Annotated in this window: 22 protein-coding genes; 13 read left to right on the forward strand and 9 right to left on the reverse strand. The window is 74.5% G+C overall.

Annotated elements, in window-relative coordinates:
* Positions 1 to 6 precede the first annotated feature (6 nt).
* Positions 7 to 1431, reverse strand: a complete 1425-nt coding sequence (locus tag CP968_RS33185; RefSeq protein WP_150521491.1) for a carotenoid oxygenase family protein — start codon at positions 1429 to 1431, stop codon at positions 7 to 9.
* Positions 1432 to 1588: 157 nt separating this feature from the next.
* Here CP968_RS33185 and CP968_RS33190 point away from each other — a divergent pair, with 157 nt between their 5' ends.
* From CP968_RS33190 to CP968_RS33210, 5 genes are all read left to right on the forward strand, one after another.
* Complete coding sequence (locus CP968_RS33190; protein WP_150521492.1) at positions 1589 to 3127, forward strand: aldehyde dehydrogenase family protein; 1539 nt, start codon at positions 1589 to 1591, stop codon at positions 3125 to 3127.
* A 14-nt stretch (positions 3128 to 3141) separates the two neighbouring features.
* Positions 3142 to 4830, forward strand: coding sequence for a GMC family oxidoreductase (locus CP968_RS33195; protein WP_229886710.1), 1689 nt, complete (start codon positions 3142 to 3144; stop codon positions 4828 to 4830).
* A 5-nt stretch (positions 4831 to 4835) separates the two neighbouring features.
* Positions 4836 to 5930 (forward strand): quaternary amine ABC transporter ATP-binding protein, encoded by a 1095-nt coding sequence (locus CP968_RS33200; RefSeq protein WP_150521493.1) that lies wholly within the window; start codon positions 4836 to 4838, stop codon positions 5928 to 5930.
* A 262-nt stretch (positions 5931 to 6192) separates the two neighbouring features.
* On the forward strand, positions 6193 to 8118 hold the full coding sequence (locus tag CP968_RS33205) for an ABC transporter permease subunit (RefSeq protein WP_150522288.1): 1926 nt from the start codon (positions 6193 to 6195) through the stop codon (positions 8116 to 8118).
* Between the two features lies 1 nt (position 8119).
* Positions 8120 to 9103 carry an ABC transporter substrate-binding protein gene (locus CP968_RS33210; RefSeq protein ID WP_150521494.1) on the forward strand — a complete coding sequence of 328 codons (984 nt, stop codon included), beginning with the start codon at positions 8120 to 8122 and terminating at the stop codon, positions 9101 to 9103.
* A gap of 107 nt (positions 9104 to 9210) precedes the next feature.
* Here the strand turns inward: CP968_RS33210 and CP968_RS33215 are convergent, their stop codons facing one another.
* Entirely contained in the window at positions 9211 to 10425 is a 1215-nt protein-coding gene (locus tag CP968_RS33215) for a S8 family peptidase (protein WP_150521495.1), read from the reverse strand.
* 310 nt (positions 10426 to 10735) lie between these two features.
* Here CP968_RS33215 and CP968_RS33220 point away from each other — a divergent pair, with 310 nt between their 5' ends.
* The 3 genes from CP968_RS33220 to CP968_RS33230 all read left to right on the forward strand — a co-directional run bounded on the left by CP968_RS33220 (position 10736) and on the right by CP968_RS33230 (position 14110).
* Positions 10736 to 13147, forward strand: a complete 2412-nt coding sequence (locus tag CP968_RS33220; RefSeq protein ID WP_150521496.1) for an FUSC family protein — start codon at positions 10736 to 10738, stop codon at positions 13145 to 13147.
* A gap of 54 nt (positions 13148 to 13201) precedes the next feature.
* Complete coding sequence (locus CP968_RS33225) at positions 13202 to 13726, forward strand: GNAT family N-acetyltransferase (protein ID WP_150521497.1); 525 nt, start codon at positions 13202 to 13204, stop codon at positions 13724 to 13726.
* A gap of 174 nt (positions 13727 to 13900) precedes the next feature.
* A complete protein-coding gene (locus CP968_RS33230; RefSeq protein WP_150521498.1) occupies positions 13901 to 14110 on the forward strand; it encodes a hypothetical protein in 210 nt (69 codons plus the stop codon).
* Positions 14111 to 14122: 12 nt separating this feature from the next.
* Here the strand turns inward: CP968_RS33230 and CP968_RS33235 are convergent, their stop codons facing one another.
* Positions 14123 to 14842: a TetR/AcrR family transcriptional regulator gene (locus tag CP968_RS33235; protein WP_150521499.1), complete on the reverse strand. Its 720-nt coding sequence runs from the start codon at positions 14840 to 14842 to the stop codon at positions 14123 to 14125.
* A 128-nt stretch (positions 14843 to 14970) separates the two neighbouring features.
* Between CP968_RS33235 and CP968_RS33240 the strand changes: the two genes are divergently transcribed.
* The gene (locus CP968_RS33240) at positions 14971 to 15849 is read left to right on the forward strand and encodes an NAD(P)H-binding protein (protein ID WP_150522289.1); all 879 of its coding nucleotides are present in this window, start codon (positions 14971 to 14973) and stop codon (positions 15847 to 15849) included.
* A gap of 49 nt (positions 15850 to 15898) precedes the next feature.
* Here CP968_RS33240 and CP968_RS33245 read toward each other — a convergent pair whose 3' ends face one another.
* The 3 genes from CP968_RS33245 to CP968_RS33255 form a co-directional block, all read right to left on the reverse strand.
* Positions 15899 to 16495 (reverse strand): cadmium resistance transporter, encoded by a 597-nt coding sequence (locus CP968_RS33245; protein ID WP_150521500.1) that lies wholly within the window; start codon positions 16493 to 16495, stop codon positions 15899 to 15901.
* Positions 16496 to 16841: 346 nt separating this feature from the next.
* Entirely contained in the window at positions 16842 to 17249 is a 408-nt protein-coding gene (locus CP968_RS33250; protein WP_150521501.1) for a PPOX class F420-dependent oxidoreductase, read from the reverse strand.
* 270 nt (positions 17250 to 17519) lie between these two features.
* Positions 17520 to 18374, reverse strand: coding sequence for a DMT family transporter (locus CP968_RS33255; protein WP_244330590.1), 855 nt, complete (start codon positions 18372 to 18374; stop codon positions 17520 to 17522).
* A gap of 101 nt (positions 18375 to 18475) precedes the next feature.
* On the opposite strand from CP968_RS33255, the gene CP968_RS33260 reads away from it, so the two are divergent.
* Positions 18476 to 19324, forward strand: coding sequence for a MurR/RpiR family transcriptional regulator (locus CP968_RS33260; RefSeq protein ID WP_150521503.1), 849 nt, complete (start codon positions 18476 to 18478; stop codon positions 19322 to 19324).
* 34 nt (positions 19325 to 19358) lie between these two features.
* Here the strand turns inward: CP968_RS33260 and CP968_RS33265 are convergent, their stop codons facing one another.
* Together CP968_RS33265 and CP968_RS33270 are read right to left on the reverse strand one after the other, a co-directional pair.
* Positions 19359 to 19730 (reverse strand): hypothetical protein, encoded by a 372-nt coding sequence (locus tag CP968_RS33265; protein WP_150521504.1) that lies wholly within the window; start codon positions 19728 to 19730, stop codon positions 19359 to 19361.
* Between the two features lie 124 nt (positions 19731 to 19854).
* Positions 19855 to 20490: a TetR/AcrR family transcriptional regulator gene (locus CP968_RS33270; RefSeq protein ID WP_150521505.1), complete on the reverse strand. Its 636-nt coding sequence runs from the start codon at positions 20488 to 20490 to the stop codon at positions 19855 to 19857.
* A gap of 92 nt (positions 20491 to 20582) precedes the next feature.
* Here CP968_RS33270 and CP968_RS33275 point away from each other — a divergent pair, with 92 nt between their 5' ends.
* The 3 genes from CP968_RS33275 (at position 20583) to CP968_RS33285 (ending at position 23558) form a co-directional block, all read left to right on the forward strand.
* Positions 20583 to 22190 (forward strand): FAD-dependent monooxygenase, encoded by a 1608-nt coding sequence (locus tag CP968_RS33275; RefSeq protein WP_150521506.1) that lies wholly within the window; start codon positions 20583 to 20585, stop codon positions 22188 to 22190.
* 176 nt (positions 22191 to 22366) lie between these two features.
* Positions 22367 to 22804 carry a type III secretion system chaperone family protein gene (locus CP968_RS33280; RefSeq protein WP_150521507.1) on the forward strand — a complete coding sequence of 146 codons (438 nt, stop codon included), beginning with the start codon at positions 22367 to 22369 and terminating at the stop codon, positions 22802 to 22804.
* 79 nt (positions 22805 to 22883) lie between these two features.
* The gene (locus CP968_RS33285; RefSeq protein ID WP_150521508.1) at positions 22884 to 23558 is read left to right on the forward strand and encodes a hypothetical protein; all 675 of its coding nucleotides are present in this window, start codon (positions 22884 to 22886) and stop codon (positions 23556 to 23558) included.
* Positions 23559 to 23705: 147 nt separating this feature from the next.
* On the opposite strand, the gene CP968_RS33290 is transcribed toward CP968_RS33285, so the two are convergent.
* A complete protein-coding gene (locus CP968_RS33290; protein WP_150521509.1) occupies positions 23706 to 24920 on the reverse strand; it encodes an ROK family transcriptional regulator in 1215 nt (404 codons plus the stop codon).
* Positions 24921 to 25083: the final 163 nt, after the last annotated feature.

Here is a 25083-nt window from a genome sequence, read left to right on the forward strand (position 1 = left end):
GGCCGCTCACTCCTCGGTGGGGAGCCAGGCGCCGTGCAGGCCCAGCGGGACCCGGACCGGGATGCGGACCCGGGCCACCGGTCCGGACGACGGATCCTCGGCCGCGAACACCAGCAGCCAGCTGGTGGCGTCCGTACGGTCGGTCGCGAAGGTCAGCCAGTAGCCCCGTCCGGCGTCGCCCGGCCCGCTGCCCGCGGCGGGGGCGAACACGGGCTCGCCCACCGACAGGTCGCCCGCCCGCCAGGTCCGGGAGCCGCCGCCCGCCGTGTCGTACCAGCGCAGGGCGTCGTACTCGGAGGGCCGCAGGTCCAGCGTGCCCGTCTCGGCCGCCACGGCCACCGGCCCGTGGCGGCGCCCGATCAGCCGGTCGTCCACGCGCGGGAACTCGACCGGCGCGTCGTCCAGCAGAGTCCGGCGCACCGAGCCCGCGGCCGGGTCGAACACGGCGCGGGCCAGGCCGCCCGGGTTCGGGCCGCCCCCCGGGCCCAGGCCGAGGTGGTCCCACTGCACGTACTCCAGGACGACGTCGCCCGCGGGACCCTCGTCGTACGCGTTCACCGTGTGCCACAGCCAGAAGGCCTCGTCCGCGGTCCAGCGCACGGGGCCGCCGTCGCGCGGGATCAGCGCCGTGCGCGTCCCCTGCCCGGGCCGCCAGTCGATCAGTGAACCGCCCCGCATCGCCCCCGCGATGTCGAAGAAGGCGGGGGCCAGGACGAGCACCAGGTACCGCTCGGTCAGCGCCATGTCGTGGATCATCATCGGCTCGTCCACACCGGCGACCGGGGTGGGGCCGCGCCGGACCGTGCCCTCCGGACCGATCACCGACCAGGTCAGGAAGGGCTCCTCCAGCGCGTAGCAGAACACCGCCATCTCGCCGGTCGCGGGATCGACCTTGGGGTGCGCGGTGATCCCGGCCGGCAGGGCCCCGCCGAAGGTCTCCGGCCCCACGGTCTCCAGGCCGGGGGTGAGGCGGAACGGGCACCCGGATTCGGCCAGGGCCAGGAGCCGCCCGCCGTGCCGGACGACGTTGATGTCCGGCAGGTCCCGGAAGGTCCCGGCGAGGTCGGGACCGACGTCCGCCTCGCCCGGCACGATCATCGACTCCAAGCCGCCCCACAGGGCCCGCCCCGCCCGCTCCTCCGCGAGGAACGCGGGCGTGCGCACGAACCGGTTCCGGTAGCGGGCCGCGCCCTGCGAGATCCACACGCCGTGCAGCATCCCGTCGCCGTCGATCGGGTACAGGTACGAGCCGATCGGGCTGAACCGCGGATTCGGGCCGTTGCGCAGGTACAGGCCGTCCAGGTCGTCCGGCAGCTCGCCGGTCACGGCCAGGCCCACCTCGTCGACCTCCTCGGTCACCGGGGCGTACCGCCCGGAGAGGTGGGCGACCCGGGTGGGGTCGAAGGACGACCGTGCGGCGTGCGTGGTCATGGCTGCCTCCCGGCGCGCAACCGGGCGGGGCGGGCACCCGCCCGTGCGCCACCCTCCAGTCAAGCCCGGCCACCGGCCCGGGGCAACGCGGCGTGAGCCCCGTCACTTCCCGTGGCGGATGGGACATGCGGGTCGGGGAAAGGGGCAACCGCGGGTGATGCAAGATCACCGCGGGTCCGCCGCGGTGTCGGAACCGGAGGTACAGCGCGTCGTGTCGGAGCAGCAGACGATTCACATCGCCGGAGAATGGCGGCCCGCGATCTCGGGGGCGACCCGGGAAGTCCTCGACCCCGTCGACGCCACCGTGCTCGCCGTGGTCGCCGAGGGCGCCGCCGCGGACACCGACGCGGCCGTCGCCGCCGCCCGGGCCGCGTTCGACGGCGGAAAGTGGCCGCGGACCCCGGTCGCCGAGCGGGCCGCACTGCTGCGCCGCACCGCGGACCTGCTCGACCGCGACCGCGAGCGGATCGGCCTGCTGGAGAGCCGGGACGCGGGCAAGACCCTCGAAGAGGGCCGGGTGGACGTGGACTGCGTGGCCGCGGCCTTCCGCTACTTCGCCGACCTCGCCGCGGGCGGCAGCGCCGGGCGCGTGGTCGACGCGGGCTCGCCGGAGGTGCACAGCGTCGTCGTGCACGAGCCGGTCGGTGTCTGCGCCCTGATCACCCCGTGGAACTATCCGCTGCTCCAGGCCAGTTGGAAGATCGCCCCGGCCCTCGCCGCGGGCAACACCTTCGTGGTCAAGCCGAGCGAGATCACCCCCCTGACCACCGTCGCCCTCATCGAGCTGCTGGTGGAGGCCGGACTGCCGGCCGGCGTGGCGAACCTGGTCACCGGCGCCGGCGACCCGGTCGGCGCCCGCCTCGCCGACCACCCCGGGGTCGACCTCGTCTCCTTCACCGGCGGGCTGACCAGCGGCACCAAGGTCATGCGCGCCGCCGCGGACTCGGTCAAGAAGGTCGCCCTGGAACTGGGCGGCAAGAACCCGAACGTCGTCTTCGCCGACGCCTGCGCCACCGAGGAGGACTTCGACACCGCCGTCGACCAGGCCCTCAACGCCGCGTTCATCCACAGCGGCCAGGTGTGCTCCGCCGGTTCGCGGCTGATCGTCGAGGAACCGCTGCGGGAGCGCTTCGTCGCCGAACTCGCCCGGCGCGCGGACCTGATCCGCCTCGGCCGCGGCACCGACCCCGGCGTCGAGTGCGGCCCGCTGGTCTCCGCCGCCCAACTCGCCCGCACCGAGGAGTACGTGGCCTCCGCCCTGGCGGAGGGGGCGGTGCTGCGCGCGGGCGGCCTGCGGCCCGAGGGCCCCGGCTACTTCTACCGGCCGACCGTCCTCGACGGCTGCCACCGCGGGATGCGCGTCGTACGGGAAGAGGTCTTCGGCCCGGTCCTGACCGTCGAGACCTTCCGCACCGAGGACGAGGCCGTCGCCCTCGCCAACGACACCGAGTACGGACTCGCGGGCGGCGTGTGGACGGCCGACCCGGGACGGGCCCGCCGCGTGGCCGGCCGGCTGCGCCACGGAACCGTCTGGATCAACGACTTCCACCCCTACCTGCCGCAGGCCGAATGGGGCGGCTTCGGCAAGTCCGGCATCGGGCGGGAGCTCGGACCGGCCGGACTGGCCGAGTACCAGGAGGCAAAGCACGTGTACCAGAACCTCGCCCCGCGCCCCGTGCGCTGGTTCGCGGGCTGAAGGGGGACAACCGGATGACCCAGATGAACGAGACGACCACGGACGCGCAGCACCCGCGGTACGGGCAGCACCCGGACCACGCGACCGACCGGGACCGCGCGCCCGCTGCGCCCGCACCCGGCACCAGCCCGGCCGCCGCCGCGCACCAGGAGCCCGGGCCGGCCGCACCCGGCGGATCCGTCACCCTGGAGTACGACTACGTCGTCGTCGGCGGCGGCACCGCCGGCTCGGTGATCGCCTCCCGCCTCACCGAGGACCCCGACGTCACCGTCGCCGTCATCGAGGGCGGCCCCAGCGACGTCGACCGCCCCGACGTGCTCACCCTGCGCCGCTGGATGGGCCTGCTCGGCGGCGAGCTGGACTACGACTACCCCACCACCGAGCAGCCGCGCGGCAATTCGCACATCCGGCACAGCCGGGCCCGCGTCCTCGGCGGCTGCTCCTCCCACAACACCCTCATCGCCTTCAAGCCGCTGCCCTCCGACTGGGACGAGTGGTCGCGGGCGGGCGCCGACGGGTGGCACGCGGCGGCGATGGAACCGTACTTCGACCGCCTCCTCAACCACATCGTTCCGGTGGCCGAGCAGGACCGCAACGCCATCGCCCGCGACTTCGTCGACGCGGCCCGGGCCGCACTCGGCGTCCCCCGGGTCGAGGGCTTCAACCGCAAGCCCTTCCACGAAGGGGCCGGCTTCTTCGACCTCGCCTACCACCCCGAGGACAACAAGCGCTCCTCGGCCTCGGTGGCCTACCTGCACCCGGTGATGGACCGCCGCCCCAACCTCCGGATCCTGCTGGAGACCTGGGCGTACCGCCTCGAACTGGAGGGCACCCGGGCGCGCGGCGTGCACGTACGGGCCCAGGACGGCACCCGCTCCCTGGTCCGGGCCCGCCGCGAGGTGCTGGTCTGCGCCGGCGCGGTCGACACCCCGCGCCTGCTGCTGCACTCCGGAATCGGACCGCGCGGGGCCCTCGAAGCCCTCGGCATCCCCGTCGCCCACGACCTGCCGGGCGTCGGCGAGAACCTGCTCGACCATCCGGAGTCCGTGATCGTCTGGGAGACGGACGGGCCGATACCGGAGAACTCGGCGATGGACAGCGACGCCGGACTCTTCGTGCGCCGCGACCCCGAATCCCCGGGTCCCGACCTGATGTTCCACTTCTACCAGATCCCCTTCACGGACAACCCCGAGCGCCTCGGCTACGAACGGCCCGCGCACGGAGTCTCGTTGACCCCGAACATCCCCAAGCCGCGCAGCCGCGGCCGCCTCTACCTGACCAGCCCGGACCCCGAGGTCAAACCGGCCCTCGACTTCCGGTACTTCACCGACGAGGACGACTACGACGGCCGCACGCTGGTGGACGGCATCAAGCTGGCCCGCGAGATCGCCGCGACCCAGCCCCTCGCCGGCTGGCTCAAGCGCGAGGTCTGTCCCGGACCGGAGGTCACCAGCGACGAGGCGCTGAGCAGCTACGCCCGCTCGGTCGCGCACACCGTCTACCACCCGGCGGGGACCTGCAAGATGGGCGCCGCCGACGACGAGACCGCCGTCGTGGGACCGGACCTCAAGGTCCGCGGCCTCGACGGCATCCGGATCGCGGACGCGTCCGTCTTCCCGACGATGCCCGCGGTCAACCCGATGATCGGAGTGCTCATGGTCGGCGAGAAGGCCGCCGAACTGCTGGGAGGCGAGAACCGGTGAACCCGATGGACGCAGCGACGTGCGAACCGGCGACGACCGGCGCCGAGGCCACCCCCGTCTTCTCCGTCGGTGGCCTGTGGAAGGTGTTCGGCCCGAAGGGCGCCGCGGCCAAGGTCCCCGGCTCCGAGCACGCCGACCTCCCCGCCGCCGAACTGCGCGAGCGCACCGGCTGCACCGCCGCCGTCCGCGACGTCACCTTCGACGTCCGCAAGGGCGAGGTCTTCGTCGTCATGGGCCTCTCCGGCTCCGGCAAGTCCACCCTGGTGCGCTGTCTGACCCGGCTCATCGAGCCCACCGCCGGAACCCTCGCCATCGACGGCGAGGACGTCCTCGCCATGGACGCGGGCCGGCTGCGCTCCCTGCGCCGTCACCGCGCCGCCATGGTCTTCCAGCACTTCGGCCTGCTGCCGCACCGCACCGTCATGGACAACGTCGCCTACGGCCTGGAGATCCAGGGCGTGAGCCGCGCCGAGCGCCGCGCCAGGGCCGCCGACATGGTCGCCAAGGTCGGCCTCGAAGGGCTGGAGGACCGCCGGCCCGGTCAGCTCTCGGGCGGCCAGCAGCAGCGCGTCGGGCTCGCCCGCGCCCTCGCCGCCGACCCCGAAGTCCTGCTGTTCGACGAGCCGTTCAGCGCGCTCGACCCGCTGATCCGGCGCGAGATGCAGGACGAGGTCGCGCGCCTCCATCACGACGAGGGCCGCACCATGGTCTTCATCACCCACGACCTCGCGGAGGCACTGCGCCTCGGCGACCGGATCGCCCTGATGCGCGACGGCCGGATCGTCCAGCTCGGCACCCCCGAGGAGATCGTCGGCTCGCCCGCCGACGACTACGTACGGGACTTCGTCCGCGACGTCCCGCGCGAGCAGGTGCTCACCGTGCGCAGCGCCATGCGGCCCGCCGCCGTCGGGGAGTCCGAGCGCGGCCCGGCGCTCGCCCCCACCACGACCGTGGTCGACGCCATCGAGGCCGTCGCGCGCAGCGGCGGCCCGGCCCGCGTCGTCGAGCGCGGCCGCTGCCTGGGCATCGTCGACGACGCCGCCCTCCTCGCGGTGGTGGCCGGCCTGCCGGCCGCGACCCGGCGGGAGGTGGCCGCGTGAGGCGACGACCCCCCTGTACCGTCCCCGCTCCCGGAGCCGGGAGGTGGGGCGCGTGACCTCGGCCGCTCCCTCCGTACGCGGACCCCACGAGCCCGCGGACCCCCGAGACCGGGACGCGAGCCGTCCCGGCCGCACCTCCCACGGCCGCGCCCCCACCGGACCCGGGTCCGCCACCGCGACCGCGACCGCCGACCGGGCGCAGGCCGAGAGCCGCCCCGGCCGTTCCGGCGCCGCCGACCCGGCCCCTTCCCCGCAGCGCCCGCTGCTCCGCCACCGCGCCGCCCGCAAGCTCCTGCCGCTCGCCGTCGTCGCGGCGGCGCTGGTCCCGCTCGCCCTGCTGTTCCCGGGCGCGGGCAGCTGGCCCGCCCCACTGGCCGTCGACCTCTCCGGACCGCTCGGCAGGGCCGGTGACTGGATCATCGACAACCGCGACAGCCACCCGCTCTTCCTCTACTTCTTCGGCCACGTCAGCAACGCCGTCGTGATCTGCGTCCGCGCCGTGTACAGCGTCCTGCTCGCCGCCGGCTGGCTGGGCGTCACCGCCTTCGCCGGCCTGCTCGCCTGGCGTCTCGCCGGCCTGCGGCTCGCCCTCACCTGCGTCGCCTCGTTCGTGGCCTGCGGACTCCTCGGCATGTGGGTGCCCACCCTGCAGACCCTCGCACTGATGGCCGTCGCGGTCGGCGCGGCCGTCGTCGTCGGCGCGCTCCTCGGGCTCGCCGCCGGCCTCTCCGCGCGCGCCGACCGCGCCCTGCGCCCCGTCCTCGACACCATGCAGGTCCTGCCCGCCTTCGCCTACCTGCTCCCCATGGTGCTGGTCTTCGGCATCGGCGTGCCCGCCGCCGTCCTCGCCACCGTCGTCTACGCGGCCCCGCCCATGGCCCGCCTCACGGCGCTCGGCCTGCGCGAGGCCGACGCCGGAGTGCTGGAGGCCTCCGCCTCGCTCGGCGCCACCGGACGGCAGCGGCTGTTCACCGCACGGCTCCCGCTCGCGCGCCGACAGCTCCTGCTCGGCGTCAACCAGGCCATCATGACCGGCCTGTCCATGGCCGTCATCGCCTCGGTGATCGGGGCCGGCGGCCTCGGCGACCGCGTCTACCAGGCCCTCGCCTCCGTGGACGTCGGCGCCGCGCTCGCCGCGGGCATCCCCATCGTGCTGCTGGCCGTGGTCCTCGACCGCACCGCCGATGCCGCCGGCAACCGACTCGGCGCCTCCACGCCGGGTCCGGCGCGCGAACGGAGCCTGCTGCGCCGGGTGTTCGCCGGCTGGTACGGGCGGCTGCTGACCGTCCTCGCGGCCGTCGCGGCCGCCGTCGCCGGCCGCATCGCGGGCGCCGCCCTGTGGCCCGACTCCTGGCTCGTGCCGATCGCGGAGCCCGTCAACCGGGCCGTCGCCTGGATGACCGCCCACCTCTACACCGGCGTCCCCGTCATCGGCGGCACCGCCGACTGGGCCGCCCGCTTCACCGGCTGGATCCTGGACCCGATGCGCACCGGACTGCAGGCCGCCCCCTGGTGGCTGCTCCTGCTGCTCGCCGGCGCGCTCGCCCTCCTCGTCGGCACCTGGCGCACCGCGCTCACCGCCGTCCTCGCCCTCGCCGCCATCGGCGTCCTCGGCGTCTGGGAGCCCTCCCTCGACACCCTCTCGCAGGTGCTGGCCGCCGTCGCCGTCACCCTCGTGCTCGGCTTCGCGATCTCCCTCGTCGCCGCCCGCAGCGCCCGCGCCCAGCGGCTGCTGCGCCCGGTGCTCGACGTGTGCCAGACCATGCCGCAGTTCGTCTACCTCATCCCCGTGGTCGCGCTGTTCGGCGTCGGGCGCGCCCCGGCCGCGGCCGCGGCGATCGTGTACGCGCTGCCCGCCGTCATCCGCATCACCACCCAGGGCCTGGGCGAAGTGAACCCGGCGGCCGTCGAGTCGGCCCGCTCCCTCGGCGCGACCCGCTCGCAGCTGCTGCGGCAGGTGCAACTGCCGCTCGCGCGGCCCGCCCTGCTGCTCGCCGTCAACCAGGCGGTGGTGCTGGTACTGGCCGTCGTCATCATCGGCGGACTCGTGGGCGGCGGCGCGCTCGGCTACGACGTCGTCCTCGGCCTCGCCCAGGGCGACCTCGCCACCGGTCTGGTCGCCGGCGCGTCGATCGTCTGCCTCGGCCTGCTGCTCGACCGCGTCACCCAGCCCGCGAAGGAGGCCTGAGATGCCCGCCCGACACCCCGGAACCGGCCGCACCCGCACGGTGGCCGCCGCCCTCGCCGCGGGCACGGCCCTCGCCGTGCTCACCGGCTGTGGCGCGGCGGACATGACGCGCCAGTCCTCCCCGTACGCCGCCGCGCGCGGCGCGAAGACCGTCACGCTCTCGGTCCAGTCCTGGGTCGGCGCGCAGGCGAACACCGCCGTCGCCTCCTACCTGCTCGAACACGAGCTGGGCTACCGCGTGGACACGGTCCAGGTCGACGAGGTCCCCGCCTGGGACGCGCTCAGCCAGGGCCGCGTCGACGCGATCCTGGAGGACTGGGGCCACCCCGAGCAGGAGAAGCGCTACGTCACGGACAAGAAGACCGTCACCCCGGGCGGCGACCTCGGGGTGACGGGCCACATCGGCTGGTTCGTCCCCACCTACTTCGCCGAGCGGCACCCCGACGTCACGGACTGGAAGAACCTGGACAGGTACGCGGACCAGCTGCGCACGCCCGAGAGCCGCGGCAAGGGCCAGCTGATGGACGGCTCGCCGTCGTACGTCACGAACGACAAGGCCCTGGTGAGGAACCTCGACCTGGACTACGAGGTCGTCTTCGCCGGGTCCGAGGCCGCGCAGATCACCCAGATCAAGCAGTTCGCCAAGGAGGGCAAGCCCTTCCTGACCTACTGGTACAAGCCGCAGTGGCTGTTCGAGCGGGTGCCGATGACGGAGGTGAAGCTGCCCGAGTACCAGCAGGGCTGCGACGCCGACCCGGAGAAGGTGGCCTGCGGCTATCCGCACACCCCGCTGCGGAAGTACCTGAACACGCGCTTCGCCGAGTCCGGGGGGAAGGCGGCCGCCTTCCTGAAGAAGTTCCACTGGACCGTGGAGGAGCAGAACGAGGTGTCGCTGATGATCGCGGAGGAGAAGCTGCCGCCGGAGCAGGCCGCCGAGAAGTGGGTCGAGCGCAACCGGGCGGTGTGGGAGCCGTGGACCGGCTGACCCGCTGACCTGCTGACCCGCGCACCTGCTGCGGGGACCGCACCTGACGCGGCCGAGGCCCGCCGCACCCGATCGGGTGCGGCGGGCCTCGGCCCTTGGGGCGGGTGCTACTCGGCGGAGATGTTCAGCAGCTTGTTGGGGGTGCCGCCGCTGGGGTTGGTGATCTTTCCGGCGGTGGCACCGGAGGTCAGGGCCTGCGCGACCTGGGCGGGCGTGGCGTCCTTGTGTCCGGCCAGGTAGAGGGCGGCGGCACCGACCACGTGCGGGGTCGCCATCGAGGTGCCGGAGATGGTCTTCGTGCCGGTGTCGCTGTCGTTCCAGGCCGAGGTGATGTCGGAGCCCGGGGCGTACAGGTCGACGACCGAACCGAAGTTGGAGAACGAGGACTGGGCGTCGTCCACGGTGCTGGACGCCACGGTGACGGCCTCGGGGACCCGCGAGGGCGAACCCTGGCCGGCGTCGGCCGACTCGTTGCCCGCCGCGACGGCGAAGGTGACGCCGGAGGCTATCGACCGGCGCACCGCCTCGTCGAGCGCCTCATCGGCGCCGCCGCCGAGGCTCATGTTGGCCACCGAGGGACCGCTGTGGTGCTGCGTGACCCAGTCGATGCCCGCCACGACCTGCTCGGTGGTGCCCGACCCGTTGTCGTCGAGGACACGGACGGCGACGACCTTGGCCTTCTTGGCCACCCCGTGGGAGGTGCCCGCGATGGTCCCGGCGACGTGCGTGCCGTGGCCGTTGCCGTCGTCCGCGCTGTCGTCGTTGTCCACGGCGTCGAAGCCGTGCTCGGCGCGGCCGCCGAAGTCCTTGTGGGTGATGCGCACACCGGTGTCGATGACGTAGGCCGTCACGCCGTCACCGCCCGCGTCCGGGTAGGTGTACTTCTCGTCGCCGGCCGTGTCGGCCTGGTCGATGCGGTCGAGACCCCAGGAAGGCGGATTCTCCTGCGTGGTGTTGATGGAGAACTTCTTGTTCTGGACGACCTTGCCCACGGTCGGTTCCGCCGCGAGGCGCTTGGCGTCCTGCTCCGAAAGGCCGGTCGCCGCGAAGCCGTTGACGGCCGAGCCGTACTCGCGGCTCACCTCGCCGCCGTACTTCTTGGCAAGTGCCTTCTTGTCCGCCGACTTGTCCAGGATGACGATGTAACTGCCGCTCAGCGCGCCGGGTGCGCCGAGGCCGTAGACCGTGCCCTCGGCCGGAGTGGCCGCACCGGCGAGGGGGGAGAGCAGCATGGTCACGCCCGCTACGGTCGCGGCTCCCGTGATCACGGCCACGATGCGGAATCCGCGGGAACCGGTGCGTGCGTGCTGGTGAGTTGACATGAAGAGGGTTCTCCTCGTGTTGACGTGTGGGGCGTCACAGCGTTGTCGCGCAAACCCTCCGGAGGCGAAAGATCTCCGGGAGTTGGTTCGAAACCCTGACCGATTCGCGGAGGTGATTCAAGGTCACATCGACTCTCGGGGATATTCAACAAGGTTTCTTAAAGGGAACTCCTCGTCCGCTCCCCGGGACGGTCACACTCTTCGAACCGTCTCCACGGGATGATCACTTCTCGTGTGCGTTCGCGAATGCCCGGGCGCGCCGACCGTGGGACCCTGGAACCCGGAACCGATCGTCGTCGGGCGGACGGGCATGGACGGCACAGACGGCAGGGACGCGGCCGCGGAAGCGGAAGCGACGGAGGGCGGCAGCAGGGCCACACGGTCCCGCCGCCGGTCGCCCGCGCTCACCTCCGGGCCGGTCTCCGCCCGGTCCCGGGCGGCCGCCGCGATCGTCCTGCTGCGGGACGGCACGGGCCCCGTGCCCGCCGCGGCCCGCCGCTCCGTCCGGGTCACCCTGGCCGCGTGCATCGGCTTCTACGGATTCCTCCACCTGCTGGACCGGCCGACCGCGGCGACGTACGCGCTCTTCGCGGCCGTCGCACTGGCCGCGCTGGCCCGGATCCCCGGAACCGGCCGCCAGCGGTCCGCCGAACTCGTCAGCGCCCTGCCCGTGGCCTGCGCCCTGGTGACCGTCGGCACCCTGCTCGCCGTCCGCACCTGGACCGCTGTGGCCGGCATGCTCCTCATCGGCTTCTGCCTGGCCTTCGGAGCGGCCGGCGGCCCCCGCCCGGCCGGCACCGCCCCCGGGCTCCAACTGCTCTACATCCTGCCCTGCTTCCCCCCGTACGCCCCCGGCGAACTCGGCGAGCGGCTGCTGGGCACCCTCACGGGGCTCGTCCTGCTGATCCTCGCCGAGGCGTTCGTCCTGCCCGACCCGCGCGTCCCCTCGTACCGCGACCGGGCCGCCGAGGCCGTCCGGGCCGCCGCCCGGTGCGCCGCCGTGCTGCGCGAGCCGCCGTACGCCCTGCCCACGGCCGTCTCCGCCCACGCCGCCGCGTCCGCCCAGGCGCTGCGGCCGTCCTCGGTCCCCGAAGCGGAGCGACCGGCCGGCCCCGGGGTGCGCGAACGCGCGCTGGCCCACACCGGGCTGGCCGCACGGACCCTGCTGTCCCGGCTGCGGGCCCTGCCCGCCCCGCGTCCGGGCACCCGGCCGGAGGCCGCGGAGCTGCGGCTGACCCGGTCGGTGGAGCGGGCCGCGCGCGAGACGGCCGCGCTCCTCGCCGCGGGCGCCACGGGGGAGGGGGCGGGAGGGGGAGAGGCGGCCCGCACGCTGCTGCGGGTGCGCGCCGAGAGCGCCGATCACGTGCCCTGCGCCCCCGCCGACCGTCGCAGGCACGCCGCCCTGCTGGAGGTGGCGGACGCGGCGCTGGTCCTCGGCACCGCCGCGGACATCGCCGTCCGGGGGCGCGGCGCCGTCGGGGACACGGACTTCGGACGCTTCTGGTACGCCCGCACCGGCACGCTCCGGCTGTGGTGGATCCGGCTCGTGGGCAACGCCGGTCCGCGGTCCGTCCACTTCCAGAACGCGGTGCGGATCAGCCTGGCGCTCGGCGTGGCCCGCGTCGTGGCCGGGCTCGACTCGCTGCCGCATGGCTTCTGGGCCATGCTCGCGGTCCTCTCGCTGACCCGGACCACGGCCGTCCAGACCCGCTCCACGGTCCGCACCGCACTGATCGGCACCTGCATGGGCGCCCTGGCCGCCGGCAGCGTGCTCGCCCTGGCCGGCGAGGCCAGCACGCTGTACGCGTACCTGCTGCCGCCGCTGATGCTGGTCGCCTTCACCGTGGGACCGGTGCGCGGCGTGGGCTGGGCCCAGGCCATGTTCACCCTGGTCGTCGCCGTGGTGTTCGCGCAACTGGCACCGGCCACCTGGCAGTTGGCGGAGGTCCGGTTCCTCGACGTACTGATCGGGAGCGTCATCGGCATCGTCTGCGGGCTGTTCGCGTGGCCCCGCGGGGCCCACGACGAGCTGGGGCGCGCGGTGGCCCGGCTGCTGCGGGCGGCCGCCGCCGATGTCGCGGCCACCACGAAGGCCGTCAGCTCCGGGGCCGGGCCCCTCCCGGACCGGGACGACGACCCCGGGGTCCAGCACGCGCTGGCGCTCGCCGAGACGGCGTACGCCCAGTACCAGGGGGAGGCCCAGCGGGCGGCCGGGCCGACGCCGGACTGGCAGGGCGCGCTCATGTCCGGCCACCACGTGCTGTGGGGCGCGCGGCGGGTGCTCACGGCCGCGGCCGACGGTTCGCCGCCGGACCCGCGGGCGGACGCCCGGCTCAGGGCGTACGGGGCCTGGGTCGCGGAGGGGTTCGCGCTGGCCGCGGCGCGCTTCGACGTACCCGAGGGGCCCCGGGCGGAGGCAGGACCGGTGGCCGGGTCGGTGGTCGGACCGGTGGCCGGGTCGGTGGTCGCGGGCGGCGAGGGCGGGCGGGTCTCCCGGGGCGGGGGAGCGGGTGCGGGCGGGCCGCAGGCCTCGGACTCCGACCTGGACGCGCCCCCGCTCTTCTTCACCACCACGACCTGGCTCGACTCGCTGACCGTGGACCTGACCCGTATGGCGGCTGCCCACGCGGTCGAGGGACCCGTCCCCCGCGCGGTCCCCGGAAGCGCGCCGGGGCACCGGGCCCGGTCGCGGGGATCAGCGCCGCCCGGCCCGGACGCCTGACGCGGGCGCCGACCGGGTGCGGGGTCGGATGATCGGACTGTTATCGTCCGGACCATGCCCGAGCTGATCCCGCCCTCCCCGAGGCTGCACGCCTCCTGGCTCGCCGCCCGCGAGGAGTGGGGCGACGAGCCACGCATGGACGGCGCCGGCCTCGGCTACGACGACGACGTGGAGAGCGCCGACGGGTTCGCGGCCTGGGTCGGGCGGCTGCGCGCGTACGGCGACCGCACGCTCCCCGTCGAGCAGGGCCGGGTGCACGCCACGTACTGGTGGATCGCCGACGGCGACACGTTCCTCGGCGCCATCGACCTGCGGCACTACCTCAACGGCTTCCTGCTCGATGCCGGCGGTCACATCGGCTACAGCGTCCGGCCCTCGGCGCGCGGCCGCGGCGTCGCGACCCGGGCCCTGGCCGAGGTGCTGTACGAGGCGCGGCTGCTGGGGATGGACCGGGTGCTGCTCACCTGCGACCCGGACAACACCGCTTCGATGCGCACCATCGAGCGGGGCGGCGGTGTGCTGGAGGACGTCCGCGAGACGCTGATCGGCCCCAAGCGCCGGTACTGGATCGACCTCTAGGAGGCTTCGGCCCCGCCGTCGCCCGCCGGGCGGCTCCCGATGGAGCGTGCCGCGCCAAAGCGATGCACAAAGGGGGCAACTCGCCGCCGCGGTCCCGTCTCCCTAGATTCGTAGCCGTCGGCCCCTCGCCTTGAGGGGGCGACTCTCCGGTCAACGACTCGAAGGAGAACTCCCATGATCGTCAAGAAGCTGCACGACGCCGGGGTCACGAGCGAGCACGCCTATCTGGCGGGGACCGTGTCGATCGGCCTCTCGCTCGCGTCCTGGATCGCCTCCAACAGCCGGGAGGACCTGGAGCGCGCGGACCGCTGGGGCATCTTCGTCGGAGAGTGGGCACCCACCTTCTTCGGCCTGGGTCTGGCCCTCGCCAACTACGAGCGGTGAGGAGCGGGCGGCTCACCCCTCCGGCGGCCCCTCCCTGGTGATGCGGTCGAGCAGTTCGGTGAGCAGGAGGCGCTCGCCGGGGGTCAGGGCGGGTGCCTGGGGGAGGAGGGCCTGGAGGGCGATGGCGGCCGCGGCCGGTCCGGGGGGCGCGCCCAGGGGGGCGTCGGTCGTGATGGCGGAGATGACCGCTTCCCTCGCGAGACGGGAGACGCCGAGGTCCCGGTGTTCCTCGGGGGTGGCGATGAGGGCCAGGGTGGTGCCGCCGCCGACCGCGTGCACGAGCCGCGCGGCCCGCTCCTCGTCCACCACGAGCCGCCCGGCCTCGGCGATCCGGTGGATGTGGGCGCCGAGGATCTCCAGCGCGGCCGAGGCGGCCGGGGGGAGGGAGCCGGGGCGGGGTTCGCCGTACATGAGGGCGTACAGGGCCGGGTTGGCGAGGCCGAAGGCGGTGTTGAGGTCCCAGCCGGCGCGCAGGTCCTCGACCGGGTCGCCGCTGGGCTCCAGGACGGCCTTCTCGCTCAGGTGGGCGGCGAAGCCGTGCGCGGCGACCTCGTCGAGGAGGCCCTGCTTGTCGCCGAAGAGCCGGTAGATGGTCGGGGCCTGGACGCCCGCCGCAGCGCTCACGGCGCGGGTCGAGACCGACTCGCGGCCGCCCTCGGCCAGGAGCGCGGCTGCGGCGGCGATGATCCGGTCACGATTGCTCTCCGCGGGGGCGGAACGGTCGATCTCCATGTTTCCAACGATAACAGCAACCTGTTAGCGACTTGCGCGGTGGTCGATAACGTGTTTCTGTTATCAGCGGAAACGAGAGGTCGGTGCCACGTTCCGACCTCGCCCCGTCACCCGCTCCGGAGCTTGCCATGATCGTCATCACCGCTCCCACCGGCCGGATCGGCCATCAGGTCCTCGGCACCCTGATCGACAGCGGACGTCCGCTCCGGGTGATCGCCCGGGACCCCGCGCGGCTGGAGCCGCGGACGCGCGAGCGCGTCGACATCGTCCAGGGTTCCCACAGCGACCCCGAGGTCTTGGCCGAGGCCTTCGCGGGGGCCGACAGCCTTCTGTGGCTGGTCCCTCCGGACCCCCGGGCCGAGAGCGTCCAGGACCACTACCTCGGCTTCACCCGTCCGGCCTGCGAGGCCCTCACCGCCTGCGGGGTGAGGCGCGTCGTCGGCATCACCAGCCTCGGCCGCGCCTACGGCGGGCCCGCCGGACTGCTGACGCCCGCGTTCGCGATGGACGCGCTCATCGAGGAGACCGGGGTCGACTACCGGGCCCTGGCCATGCCCTTCTTCATGGAGAACCTCCTCCACCACGTCGAGGCCCTCACGTCGACGGGCACGTTCTCCACGGCGAACACGGTCGACCGCCCGCTCGCCACCGTCGCCACCCGCGACATCGCCGAGGTCGCCGCCCGCCTCCTCCTCGACGACTCCTGGAGCGGCCGGGAGACCGTCCCCGTGATCGGCCCCGACGACCTGACCCCCGAGGAGATGGCACAGGTCATGTCCGAGGTGCTGGAGCGCCCGGTCCGCGCCCGACAGGTCGCGCTGGAGGACTACGCGGCGACGATGGCCCGGTACGGGGCGAGCGGCGCCTGGGCCCGGGGACTGGCCGACATGGCCGCCGCCCAGAACGACGGCATCTACGACGCCGAACGGAAGGCCCTGGCCGCTCCCGCGCCCACCGGCTTCCGCCAGTGGTGCCGGGACGTCCTGAAGCCGGCCGTCCCCGGGTGAGCCCGCCCCCGGCCGCGCACCGGCCTCCCCGTCCGCTCGCCGGACGCCCTCACAGGCCGAACGCTCCGCCCTCGACCAGGATGAGCAGGCCGATCGCGATCAGCACGGCGGGCAGCAGCACGTGGCCCCAGCGGGCCAGGGCCGCGGCGACGACGGGCCGGGTGGCGAAGTACCGGCCGGCCGCGAGCCACACGGCGAGCAGGATCAGGAACACGACGGCGTACAGGCTCATGGCGCCGATGCCCGCCGTGGCGAAGACGGGGACGTACACCCCGATGTTGTCACCGCCGTTGGCGAAGGTGACCGCGGCGACCTCCAAGGCCGTCGGGCCGCCCCCGCGGGCGTCCTTCTCCTCCTCCGGGTCGTTGCGGTGTCCGAAGGCCTGCACGGCGGACTTGACGCCGAGCACGAGCGGCAGGAGGCCGAGGTACGGGACGGCCGAGGCGGGCAGGAACGTGGCGCCGAACGCCGCGGCCACCGCCACGGCGAGGACGGCCGTGAAGCCGAGGTACTGGCCGATGACGATCCGCCGCGCCGAGCCCCTGTCGCCCGCGCCCCGGGCGAAGAACAGGGCCAGGACGAGGACGTCGTCGACATTGGTGACGGCGAACAGCCCCACCGCCTGCCCGATGACGCCCAGGCTCATCCGCGGGCCGTCAGGTCGTGGTCGGCGCGCACCGGCGGCGGTGGGCACGGGTGAGGGGTGAGGCCGAGTATGCGGCCGTGCGGGCAGGTCATCGGCAGGTCCCGTGGGGTCGTGAGAACGAATCGATATCGGGAGGACGATATCGATCACCAGGACCTCGGAGGGGCCGACCGCAGCGCTCCGACGACGGCCACGGCGCACCGGCGACCGTGCGGTGCGCGCACGGTGCCGACGGGGACGGCGCCGGCCCTCGGCGGGTGGCGCCGGCGGGTGCGCGGGAGGGGGCGTGGCGGGCCGTGCCCGCGGGCCCCGTCCCGCGCGCGGCGCCGGCGGGCGACGAGGAGCGTCAGAGCGAGCCGACGACCTTGCGCGGAGTGACGCGGACGACGACGCGTTCGGCGTCGTCCTTCGACGCCGGGTTGAACTCCGCGTAGTCCTTGCCCGTGTACTTCCGTGACAGCGCGTCGATCAGTTCCTGCCCGCCCTCCGTGGTGAGCGTGGCCGAGCCGCGGACCTCGGCGTAGGTATAGGGCGCGTTCGCCGGGTTGATCATGACCGTGATCCGCGGGTCGGCCCGCAGGTTCTTCTCCTTGCGGCGGCCCACGGTCGTGGAGACCAGCAGGTCGTCCCCGTCCCGGGTGAGCCAGGTGATCGACAGCTGCGGGCTGCCGTCCGGCTGGATCGTGGCCACGGTCGCGAAGACCGGGCTGTCGTCGATGAGCTTCTTGAGGTCGTCGGAGAGTTCGGCGGACACGGAGCGGTTTCCTTCCCTCGGCGGACTGCCGTCCCCGGCCCGACTACCCGTCAGTGGGGACCGGCAACGGACAGCCTGCAAAACCGGGACCGTTCGCGGCAAGTCGTCGTGTCCGCGCGCGGCCGCGCCCGCCGGTGCCCGGTCGACGCCGATCGGGCCTCGTGGCCAGGCCCGGCCCGTTCCGTACGCGAGTGCGGCGCGCCCCGGCGGATGCACCCGTCCGGCCGAACCCGCGCACCTCCGCGTGCCTTCCGCGGCCCCGACCGGGAGTTACCGGCCGGTGAGCTGGAGCACCGCGATGCCCGCCAGGACGGCGGCGCTGGCGGTGATGCGGCGCCGGCCGAGGCGTTCGCGGAAGACGACCGCGCCGATCAGGGCGCCGAAGACGATGCTGGTCTCGCGCAGGGCGGCGATGGTGGACAGGCTGCCGCGGGACTGCGCCCACACGACGAGCCCGTACGCCAGCAGGGAGAGCAGTCCGCCGGCCAGCCCGCGGCCGCACAGCGGGCGCAGCGCGGTGAGCAGGGCCCGACCCCGGCGGGCCCAGGCGATCAGCGGAAGGACCAGGCCCTGGCAGAGGAAGAGCCAGGCGATGTAGCCGAAGACGCTGCCGGACACCCGTACGCCGCTGCCGTCGACGAGGGTGTAGGAGGCGATCATCACGCCGGTGCCGAGCGCGGCGGCGAGGGCGGGGAGCTGGGCGCGGCCGGGCAGGCCGTCGGCGAGGGCGAGACCGGCCAGGCCGCAGGAGATCACCGCGATGCCGAAGGCCTGGCCGACGGGCAGCGAGTGCCCGAGGAAGGCGGTGGAGACCAGGGCCACCACGACGGGCGACGTGCCGCGGGCGGTCGGGTACATCTGGCCGAAGTCGCCGAGCTGGTAGGCGCGCAGGAGCAGCAGCTGGTACGCGACCTGGAGCGCGGCGGAGACGGCTATGTACGGCCAGGCCGCCCGGTCGGGCAGCGGGGCGAAGCACACGAGGACGGCTCCGCACCCGGCCGAGGCGAGGCTGATCAGGGTGAAACCGGCCAGTTTGTCGCGCAGGCCGTGCGTGAGCGCGTTCCAGACGGCGTGCAGTACGGCCGAGGCGAGGACGACGGCGGGCACGGCGGCCCCGCCCGTCACGAAAGGCTCCCGGACACGTGCGCTCACGCTCCCTGCGCGGCGGCCCGCCCAGGGGGTGGCCGCCATGGGTGTGGAATGAATTTCCCCCGTACTCTAGTCCCATGGAAATTCATTCCGCAGCGGGGGTCGGGCTCGCCGCGCACATCCGGGCCCACCTGTCCGACCTGCGCGATACCGAGGCCCGCGTGGCCCGGGTCGTCCTGGACCAGGGCGCGCAGCTGGTGCACCTCAGCGTCAGCGACGTCGCCGTGCTCGCCGGAACCGCGCCCTCCTCGGTGGTGCGGGCGTGCCAGCGACTCGGGTTCCGCGGGTACCAGGAGCTGAAGATCGCCGCGGCCCGGCAGGCACCCGCGCCGGAACCCTCGCACGACCGGGACCCGGCCGCCCGCGCCCTGGCCGACACGGTCCGTGCCGCTCAGGAGGCGCTGAGCGGGCTCGCGGCCACGGTGACCCCGGAGCGGCTGCGGGCGGCGGCCGGACTGGTCGACGCGGCACCCCGGGTGCTGCTGGTCGGTGCCGGGCTGTCCGGCGCGGTCGCGCTGGACGCCGCCTACCGGCTGCGCGCGCTGGGCTGTGCGGTCGACGCCCCGGCCGACCCGCTGACCGCGCAACTGGCCGCCTCACAGCTGGGGTCCGCCGCCGTCTGCCTGGCCATCAGCCACACGGGCGCCACGCGCACCACGGTGGACACCGCGCGGTGTGCCCGGCGGGCCGGGGCCCAGGTGGTCGCCCTCACGAGCTACGCGCGCTCGCCGCTGAGCGAGACCAGCGACTGCACGCTGGTCGCGGGAGGGCAGGACCTGGTGTTCGGTCTGGAGACCGTCGCCAGTCGGCTGGCCCACCTCGCCGTGATCGACGCACTCACGCTGACCCTGCTGGGGCTGCGCGGGGCGCCGGCGGAGGAGGCGCTGCGGCTGTCGGCCGATGTGACGGTCGACCACTCGTACTGACCGGCGGGGCCGTCGGTACCGGGAGGGCCCGCGGTCACCCGCCGGTGGAGCCCCCGCCGGGTGACGCGCCGGCCCCGCCCTGTCCGGTGACCCGTTTCAGGGCGTCGTAGTAGGCCTGCAGGTAGGTGGCGTCCTCCAGTCCCTCGCAGCCCGCGGGCCGGGGTTCCGTCCGCAGTCGCCCGGGATCCTCCGCGGCCTGGCCGGCGATGACCGCGACGCACGCTTCCACCTGCCCGCTCGCACTCGCGCCGGTCCTCGGGCCCGTGCCCGCGGCCGGTGGGGTGCCGGGCGTCGCCGTCCGCGGTGGCGACGGTCGCGGTTTCGGATCGGAGCCGCTGCCGGAACAGCCGGACAGGGCCGCGGCCACGACGAATGCCGCGAGCAGGGTGCGTACTGCGGTGCGCATGGTCCCCCCAGGGGTCGGTGGGCGGCATCATGCCGTGCGCACGACCGGTCTGGCGAGAGCGCCGTGACCCCGCTTGCTCCTCACCCCTGCCGGGACGCCGTCCCACGGCGTCCCGGTGCGCGGCTCAGGAGGGCAGGGCGCCGGCCAGGCCCGTGCCGAGCAGCAGGAAGGCGCGGTCGGTCGCGGCGACGGCCTCGGGGTACACCTCGTCGGCCGGGCGGCCGTTCTGGACCTGGGCGCTGTTGCGCCGGGCCAGCGTCCGCAGCACGGAGACGATCTGGACGGCGGCGATCCGGGCCGTCAGTTCGTCCGCGCCCGCTTCCTCCAGAGCTTCGGCCAGGGCCGCGATGCCGCGGCCCTCGTAGCGCATCAGCCGCTCGGCCAGGCTGGGCGTCGAGCTGAGCAGGCGGGCGAAGTCCACGGCCTCAGGGTCGGAGGTGAGCCCGGTGACCGGGTCCCGCCGGGAGAGGGCGTCGAGCTCGTGCGCGTGCAGGGCGGTCAGCGGTCCGGTGCCGGCCGGCCGGGCGCGGACCACACGGGCCGCCTCGTCCTCGTGGTCGGCGAACCGGTCCAGGACCAGGTCCTCCTTGGTGGGGAAGTACGCGAACAGCGTGCGCTTGGAAACCTCCGCCGCCTCGGCGATCTCCACGATCGAGACGTCGTCGAAGCTCCGGCTGAGGAACAGCCGCAGCGCCGTGTCGGAGATCACCTGGCGGGTGCGCTGCTTCTTCCGTTCCCGCAATCCGAGTGGTTCAGCCATGGGGAACACCATACCAATTGGATACCCAGGAGAAAAATGCACCGAGTATAGTTATAGTCCTGGTGAACGATTCTTCTCGGGGAGGCTGCTCCATGAACACACACGTCGCCGACATCACCGCCGGGGCCGACGGGTCGACCGAGTCGGCCGAGGTCATCGTCGTCGGGGCGGGCGGCGCCGGGCTCACGCTCGCCGCCGAACTCGCCCTGGCCGGCGTGCGCGCCGTCGTGCTGGACCGGTTGCCCGGACGCAACCTCCAGTCCCGCGCCGGGGCCATCCAGCCGCGGACCGCCGAACTGCTGGACCTGCGCGGCCTGCTCGACGGCGCGATGGAACGGTCGATCGACTACCGACTGCTCGGCGGGCACTTCGCGGGTCTGCCGGTGCCGCTGGACTACGCGGCCTGGGACACCCGCTACCCGTACCCGGTCCTCCTCCCGCAGGACCAGCTGGAGGCGGTCCTGGAGGACCGGCTCACCGTGCTCGGCGGGCACGTACTGCGGGAGCACCGCCTCACGGACCTGCGCCAGGACGCCGACGGGGTCACGGTCACCGCGGTCGGACCGGCCGGCCCGCGGTCGTACCGGGGGCGCTACCTCGTGGCGTGCGACGGCGCGCACAGCAGCGTGCGCAAGCTCGTCGGCGCCGCCTTCCCCGGCCAGGCCGGCACCGTGCGCTGCGCCACCGCCGACCTCGTGCTGACCGGCTGCGCCGACCAGAGCACGACGGGCCACATCAGCACCAGGATCCGGACCTCGCCCCAGGGCCACTTCGCCATGCTCACGCCCCTGGCGAACGGGCTGCACAAGCTCATCTTCAGCGGCCCGCGGACCGCCTTCGCCGAACGGGACGCGCCGGTGACGGTCGAGGAGGTCCGGGAGGTGCTGCGCGCCACCCAGGACACCGAGCTCGACGTGGCCGAGATCCGCTACGCGTCCCGGTTCAGCGACGCCAGCCGACAGCTGGAGCACTACCGCCACGGCCGCGTCCTCTTCGCCGGCGACGCCGCCCACATCCACTCGCCGGCCGGCGGCCAAGGGCTCAACCTCGGCGTCCAGGACGCCTTCAACCTCGGCTGGAAGCTCGCCGGCGTCCTGCGCGACGGCACGGACGAGCAGGTGCTGGACACCTACCACGCCGAGCGCCACCCGGTCGCGGCCCGGGTCCTCACCCTCACCCGCGCCCAGGGCGTGATCATCGGACCGGCGCGCGACGGCGGACTCGCCGAGCTCCGCGACGTCCTCACCGACCTGCTCCGCCTGCCCGAGGCCAACCGCCACATGGCCGGCGCGATGTCCGGCCTCGACCTCCACCACCCCGCCCCCGACGCCGCCGCGCACCCCCTGCTCGGCCTGCGGATGCCCGACCTCGACCTGCACGTCGACGGCGGGACGGTCCGGTACGCCGAACTGGCCCGCACCGGCCGCGGCGTCCTGCTCGACCTCACCGGCGCCCCGCTCACCGCCGCCGACCCCTGGAACGGGCGCATCACGCGCGTGCGGGCCCGGGCGGAAGCCGGCGCGATCGACGCCGACGCCGTCCTCGTGCGCCCGGACGGACACATCTGCTGGGCCGGCGGCGCGGGCCTGAGCGAGACGCTGACCCGCTGGTTCGGCCCGGCCGAAGCCGGCCCGCGCACCGGACCCCGCCGGGCGGCGGCGGCCGTCGGCGGCCCGGGACCGGAGGCGTACCGGGCCTGAGCGCGCGCCCGTACGCGCAGGGGCGGCGCGACCCCCGGCACGGGGAGTTCCCGCCGGGCGGCGCCCCGGTACGGCGAAGGGGTGGAAAGCCCGTGCACCCTGATGGGATGGTGGGCCGGGGCTCCCGTACGGAGCCCCGCTGGCCAGTCCCAGCCTGCCGAGTGGAGGAACCGCGTATGCCGCAGAACCCGACCGTGCTGGCCCAAGGCCTGCTGAACCGGATGGGACTCGGCGCGGCCGGCGCCGAGCTCGACGCCGGCTCGCCGGTCACCCTCGCCGTCGGCGGGGACCGCCTGATCACGATCATGCGGGTGGAGGACACGCTCGTCCTCGGCGCGGCCTTCGCCGACCACGACGGGGAGGCCCTGCTGCGCGAGGCCGCCCCGCAGTTGCAGGAGATCGTCGAGAACACCCCGCTGCCCGCCGCCTTCGCCGCGGGCTCCCTCGTCCTGGACACGGACAGCAGGCCCCCGCGGCTCGGCGGGCACCTGGACCCCGAGGCCGTGACCACGTCCGAGGACGTCGCCGAAGCGCTCGGCTTCCTCATCAACCTGCTGGACCACACCAGCACGCAACTGGCCCCGGCCCGCCACGATCCCGGACGTGCCGTCTGAAGGGAGTGTCGGTGCCGGGTCGTAGGGTCGTGCCGACCGGACGCCCGATCCGGCGCTCCCGGAAGGACTTTCAGGACCCGTGACCTCGCCGACCGCCGCCACCGACCACGGCATCGCGCTCACCGAACGCGCCATCGTCGCCGTACGGGCCGCCCCACACCGGCTCGTACTGGACTACAACCGGTTCGCGGGGCCGTGGGTGGACGGGCAGCCGGAGCCCGTCCCCGCCGAGCTCCTCGCCGGGGCGGTCTTCCCCAGCGGCCGACCGCTGCCGCCCAGCCTGCGGCGTTGGCTGGCGTACGACAGCAGCCTGCTGCGCCGCTCCGGCTGGTTCCGGCCGGCCGAAGGGCCGTCGCGGTCCTGGGAGTTCGCGCCCCTGCCGCTCGGCGAGCTGGCCGCCGCGGCCCTCGGCGAGGGGTGGGGCGCGCCGTTCGGAGCGCTGTCGGAGCGCTTCGACGAGTGCTTCCTGCTGCCCGGCGGATCGGACTCCCGGCGCGTGCTGGCCACCGGCGAGCCCGACGCGTACGGCGAGTACCCGGTGTTCGCGCTCGACGTGGACGACCTGCCCTGCATCGAGTTGATGTACCCGGGGCTGGACGTCTACCTGGCGGACACCGCCGGGGTGATCGGCCGCTCGGACAACGGCTATTCCGCGCTGGCCGGGGATCCGCGCTACAGCCGGCGGATGCTCACCCACGCGCGGCACTACCTGGCGGGCGAGCTGCACGCAGTGTGCCTGGACTGGCCGGAGTAGCGCGGCGGCGCGGCGGCGGACGGAAACCGCGGCCGCACGGCCCGCACGGCATCCGACGGTTCACGACGGCGCACCACAACCACCCTGCCCGTCCCGGCGAGGACAGTGGTGAGGGCCACCCCCGGCCGCGCTCCGTACGGACAGGTCCTACGCGCGGCGCTCGAACGTGAGGTCGCGGGCCGATTCCAGGGCCGTGGCCAAGGCGCCCAGCAGGACCGCGTCGTCGCCCAGCGCGCTGGCCACCACCGGCGTACGCAGCGGGGTGATGGCCCGCAGGGTGTCCTGGAGGGGGCGCAGCAACAGATCGGCGCTGCGCCCGATGCCGCCGCCGAGCACCACCAGGTCGGGGTCGAACAGGGCGGCGACCACGGCCACCGCGTGGGCCAGGCGGGCGGCTTCGAGCTCGACCGCCGCGACGGCGGCCGGATCGCCCGCGCGGGCGGCCTCGAAGACCCGCCGCGCGGTGAGCGCGCCGGTCATCCCGTGCGCCCGGGCCGACTCGACGACCGCGTGGCCGGACGCCGCGCCCTCCAGGGACCCGGACCCGTCGCGGCCCGTGCCGTCGCCGATGCCGGGAGCCGCCTGCCACGGCACGAACCCGATCTCGCCGGCGCCGCCGTGGGCGCCCTTGAACAGCCGCCCCCCGGACACCACTCCGACCCCGAGACCCGTGCCGACCAGCAGGTAGGCGAAGAGCCGGCTGCCCGCTCCGATGCCCGAGGTGTACTCGCCGAGGGCCGCGAGGTTGGCGTCGTTGTGCACCGACAGCGGCAGGTCCAGCCCCTGCCGCATCCGGTCGAACAGCCCCGACTTGCCCCAGCCCGGCAGCTGGTTCGCGTACCTGACCTGGCCGGTCTCCTCGTCGTACACACCGGGCGTGCCCACCGCGGCCTGGGCCACGCGCGCCGCGGGCACCCCAGAACCGGCGATCAGACCGCGGGCCGTGGCGACCACCAGATCGGCCATGGCGCCCGAGGTGCGCGCCCGGTTGCGCACGTCGGAACGGGCGACGACCGTACCGGCGAGGTCGGCGAGCGCCACCCGCAGCCAGGAACGTCCGATGTCGATGCCGAGAACGTACCCGGCCGTCGGGTCCGGCTCGTAGAGCACGGCGGTCCGACCGCGTCCGGGCGCGATCCGCCCCGCCTCACGGACCAGGCCCGCCTGTTCGAGGGAGGCCAGCGCGCTGGACACGGTGGGCTTCGACAGGCCCGTCAGGCGGGCCAGTTCGGCGCGCGAGTTCGATCCCGTGGCGCGCAGCCGGTCGAGCAGGAGCCGTTCGTTGGTGCTGCGCAGGAGCGGGGGGTTCCAGGGGCGGCGGGCGGCGTCGTCTCTGCTGGTCACCGGCTCATTGTCGGTCATGGGGCGGGTGACCGGAGGGCGGCGGCCCCATGGACGGGTGCCGACGCGACCCGGGCACCCCTGCCCGGGCACGGGTGTATGGGTGCACGGGGCCGTCGGCGGAGCAGCCGCCGTTGACGGCGAGAGGGGCGGGGCGGCGAGGCTCAGGAGCAGGAGCAGGGCG

The organism is Streptomyces subrutilus (genome assembly GCF_008704535.1).
GTDB classification, from domain to species: Bacteria; Actinomycetota; Actinomycetes; order Streptomycetales; family Streptomycetaceae; genus Streptomyces; species Streptomyces subrutilus.

What these genes read in the sequence shown, in the direction of transcription:
- CP968_RS33275 (WP_150521506.1), top strand. Translation starts at nt 20,583, where the DNA reads ATGAACACACACGTCGCCGACATCACCGCCGGGGCCGACGGGTCGACC.
- CP968_RS33270 (WP_150521505.1), bottom strand. Translation starts at nt 20,490, where the DNA reads ATGGCTGAACCACTCGGATTGCGGGAACGGAAGAAGCAGCGCACCCGC.
- CP968_RS33220 (WP_150521496.1), top strand. Translation starts at nt 10,736, where the DNA reads ATGGACGGCACAGACGGCAGGGACGCGGCCGCGGAAGCGGAAGCGACG.
- CP968_RS33280 (WP_150521507.1), top strand. Translation starts at nt 22,367, where the DNA reads ATGCCGCAGAACCCGACCGTGCTGGCCCAAGGCCTGCTGAACCGGATG.
- CP968_RS33225 (WP_150521497.1), top strand. Translation starts at nt 13,202, where the DNA reads ATGCCCGAGCTGATCCCGCCCTCCCCGAGGCTGCACGCCTCCTGGCTC.
- CP968_RS33215 (WP_150521495.1), bottom strand. Translation starts at nt 10,425, where the DNA reads ATGTCAACTCACCAGCACGCACGCACCGGTTCCCGCGGATTCCGCATC.
- CP968_RS33265 (WP_150521504.1), bottom strand. Translation starts at nt 19,730, where the DNA reads ATGCGCACCGCAGTACGCACCCTGCTCGCGGCATTCGTCGTGGCCGCG.
- CP968_RS33240 (WP_150522289.1), top strand. Translation starts at nt 14,971, where the DNA reads ATGATCGTCATCACCGCTCCCACCGGCCGGATCGGCCATCAGGTCCTC.
- CP968_RS33290 (WP_150521509.1), bottom strand. Translation starts at nt 24,920, where the DNA reads ATGACCGACAATGAGCCGGTGACCAGCAGAGACGACGCCGCCCGCCGC.
- CP968_RS33230 (WP_150521498.1), top strand. Translation starts at nt 13,901, where the DNA reads ATGATCGTCAAGAAGCTGCACGACGCCGGGGTCACGAGCGAGCACGCC.
- CP968_RS33245 (WP_150521500.1), bottom strand. Translation starts at nt 16,495, where the DNA reads ATGAGCCTGGGCGTCATCGGGCAGGCGGTGGGGCTGTTCGCCGTCACC.
- CP968_RS33210 (WP_150521494.1), top strand. Translation starts at nt 8,120, where the DNA reads ATGCCCGCCCGACACCCCGGAACCGGCCGCACCCGCACGGTGGCCGCC.
- CP968_RS33195 (WP_229886710.1), top strand. Translation starts at nt 3,142, where the DNA reads ATGACCCAGATGAACGAGACGACCACGGACGCGCAGCACCCGCGGTAC.
- CP968_RS33190 (WP_150521492.1), top strand. Translation starts at nt 1,589, where the DNA reads ATGCAAGATCACCGCGGGTCCGCCGCGGTGTCGGAACCGGAGGTACAG.
- CP968_RS33185 (WP_150521491.1), bottom strand. Translation starts at nt 1,431, where the DNA reads ATGACCACGCACGCCGCACGGTCGTCCTTCGACCCCACCCGGGTCGCC.
- CP968_RS33235 (WP_150521499.1), bottom strand. Translation starts at nt 14,842, where the DNA reads ATGGAGATCGACCGTTCCGCCCCCGCGGAGAGCAATCGTGACCGGATC.
- CP968_RS33200 (WP_150521493.1), top strand. Translation starts at nt 4,836, where the DNA reads ATGGACGCAGCGACGTGCGAACCGGCGACGACCGGCGCCGAGGCCACC.
- CP968_RS33260 (WP_150521503.1), top strand. Translation starts at nt 18,476, where the DNA reads ATGGAAATTCATTCCGCAGCGGGGGTCGGGCTCGCCGCGCACATCCGG.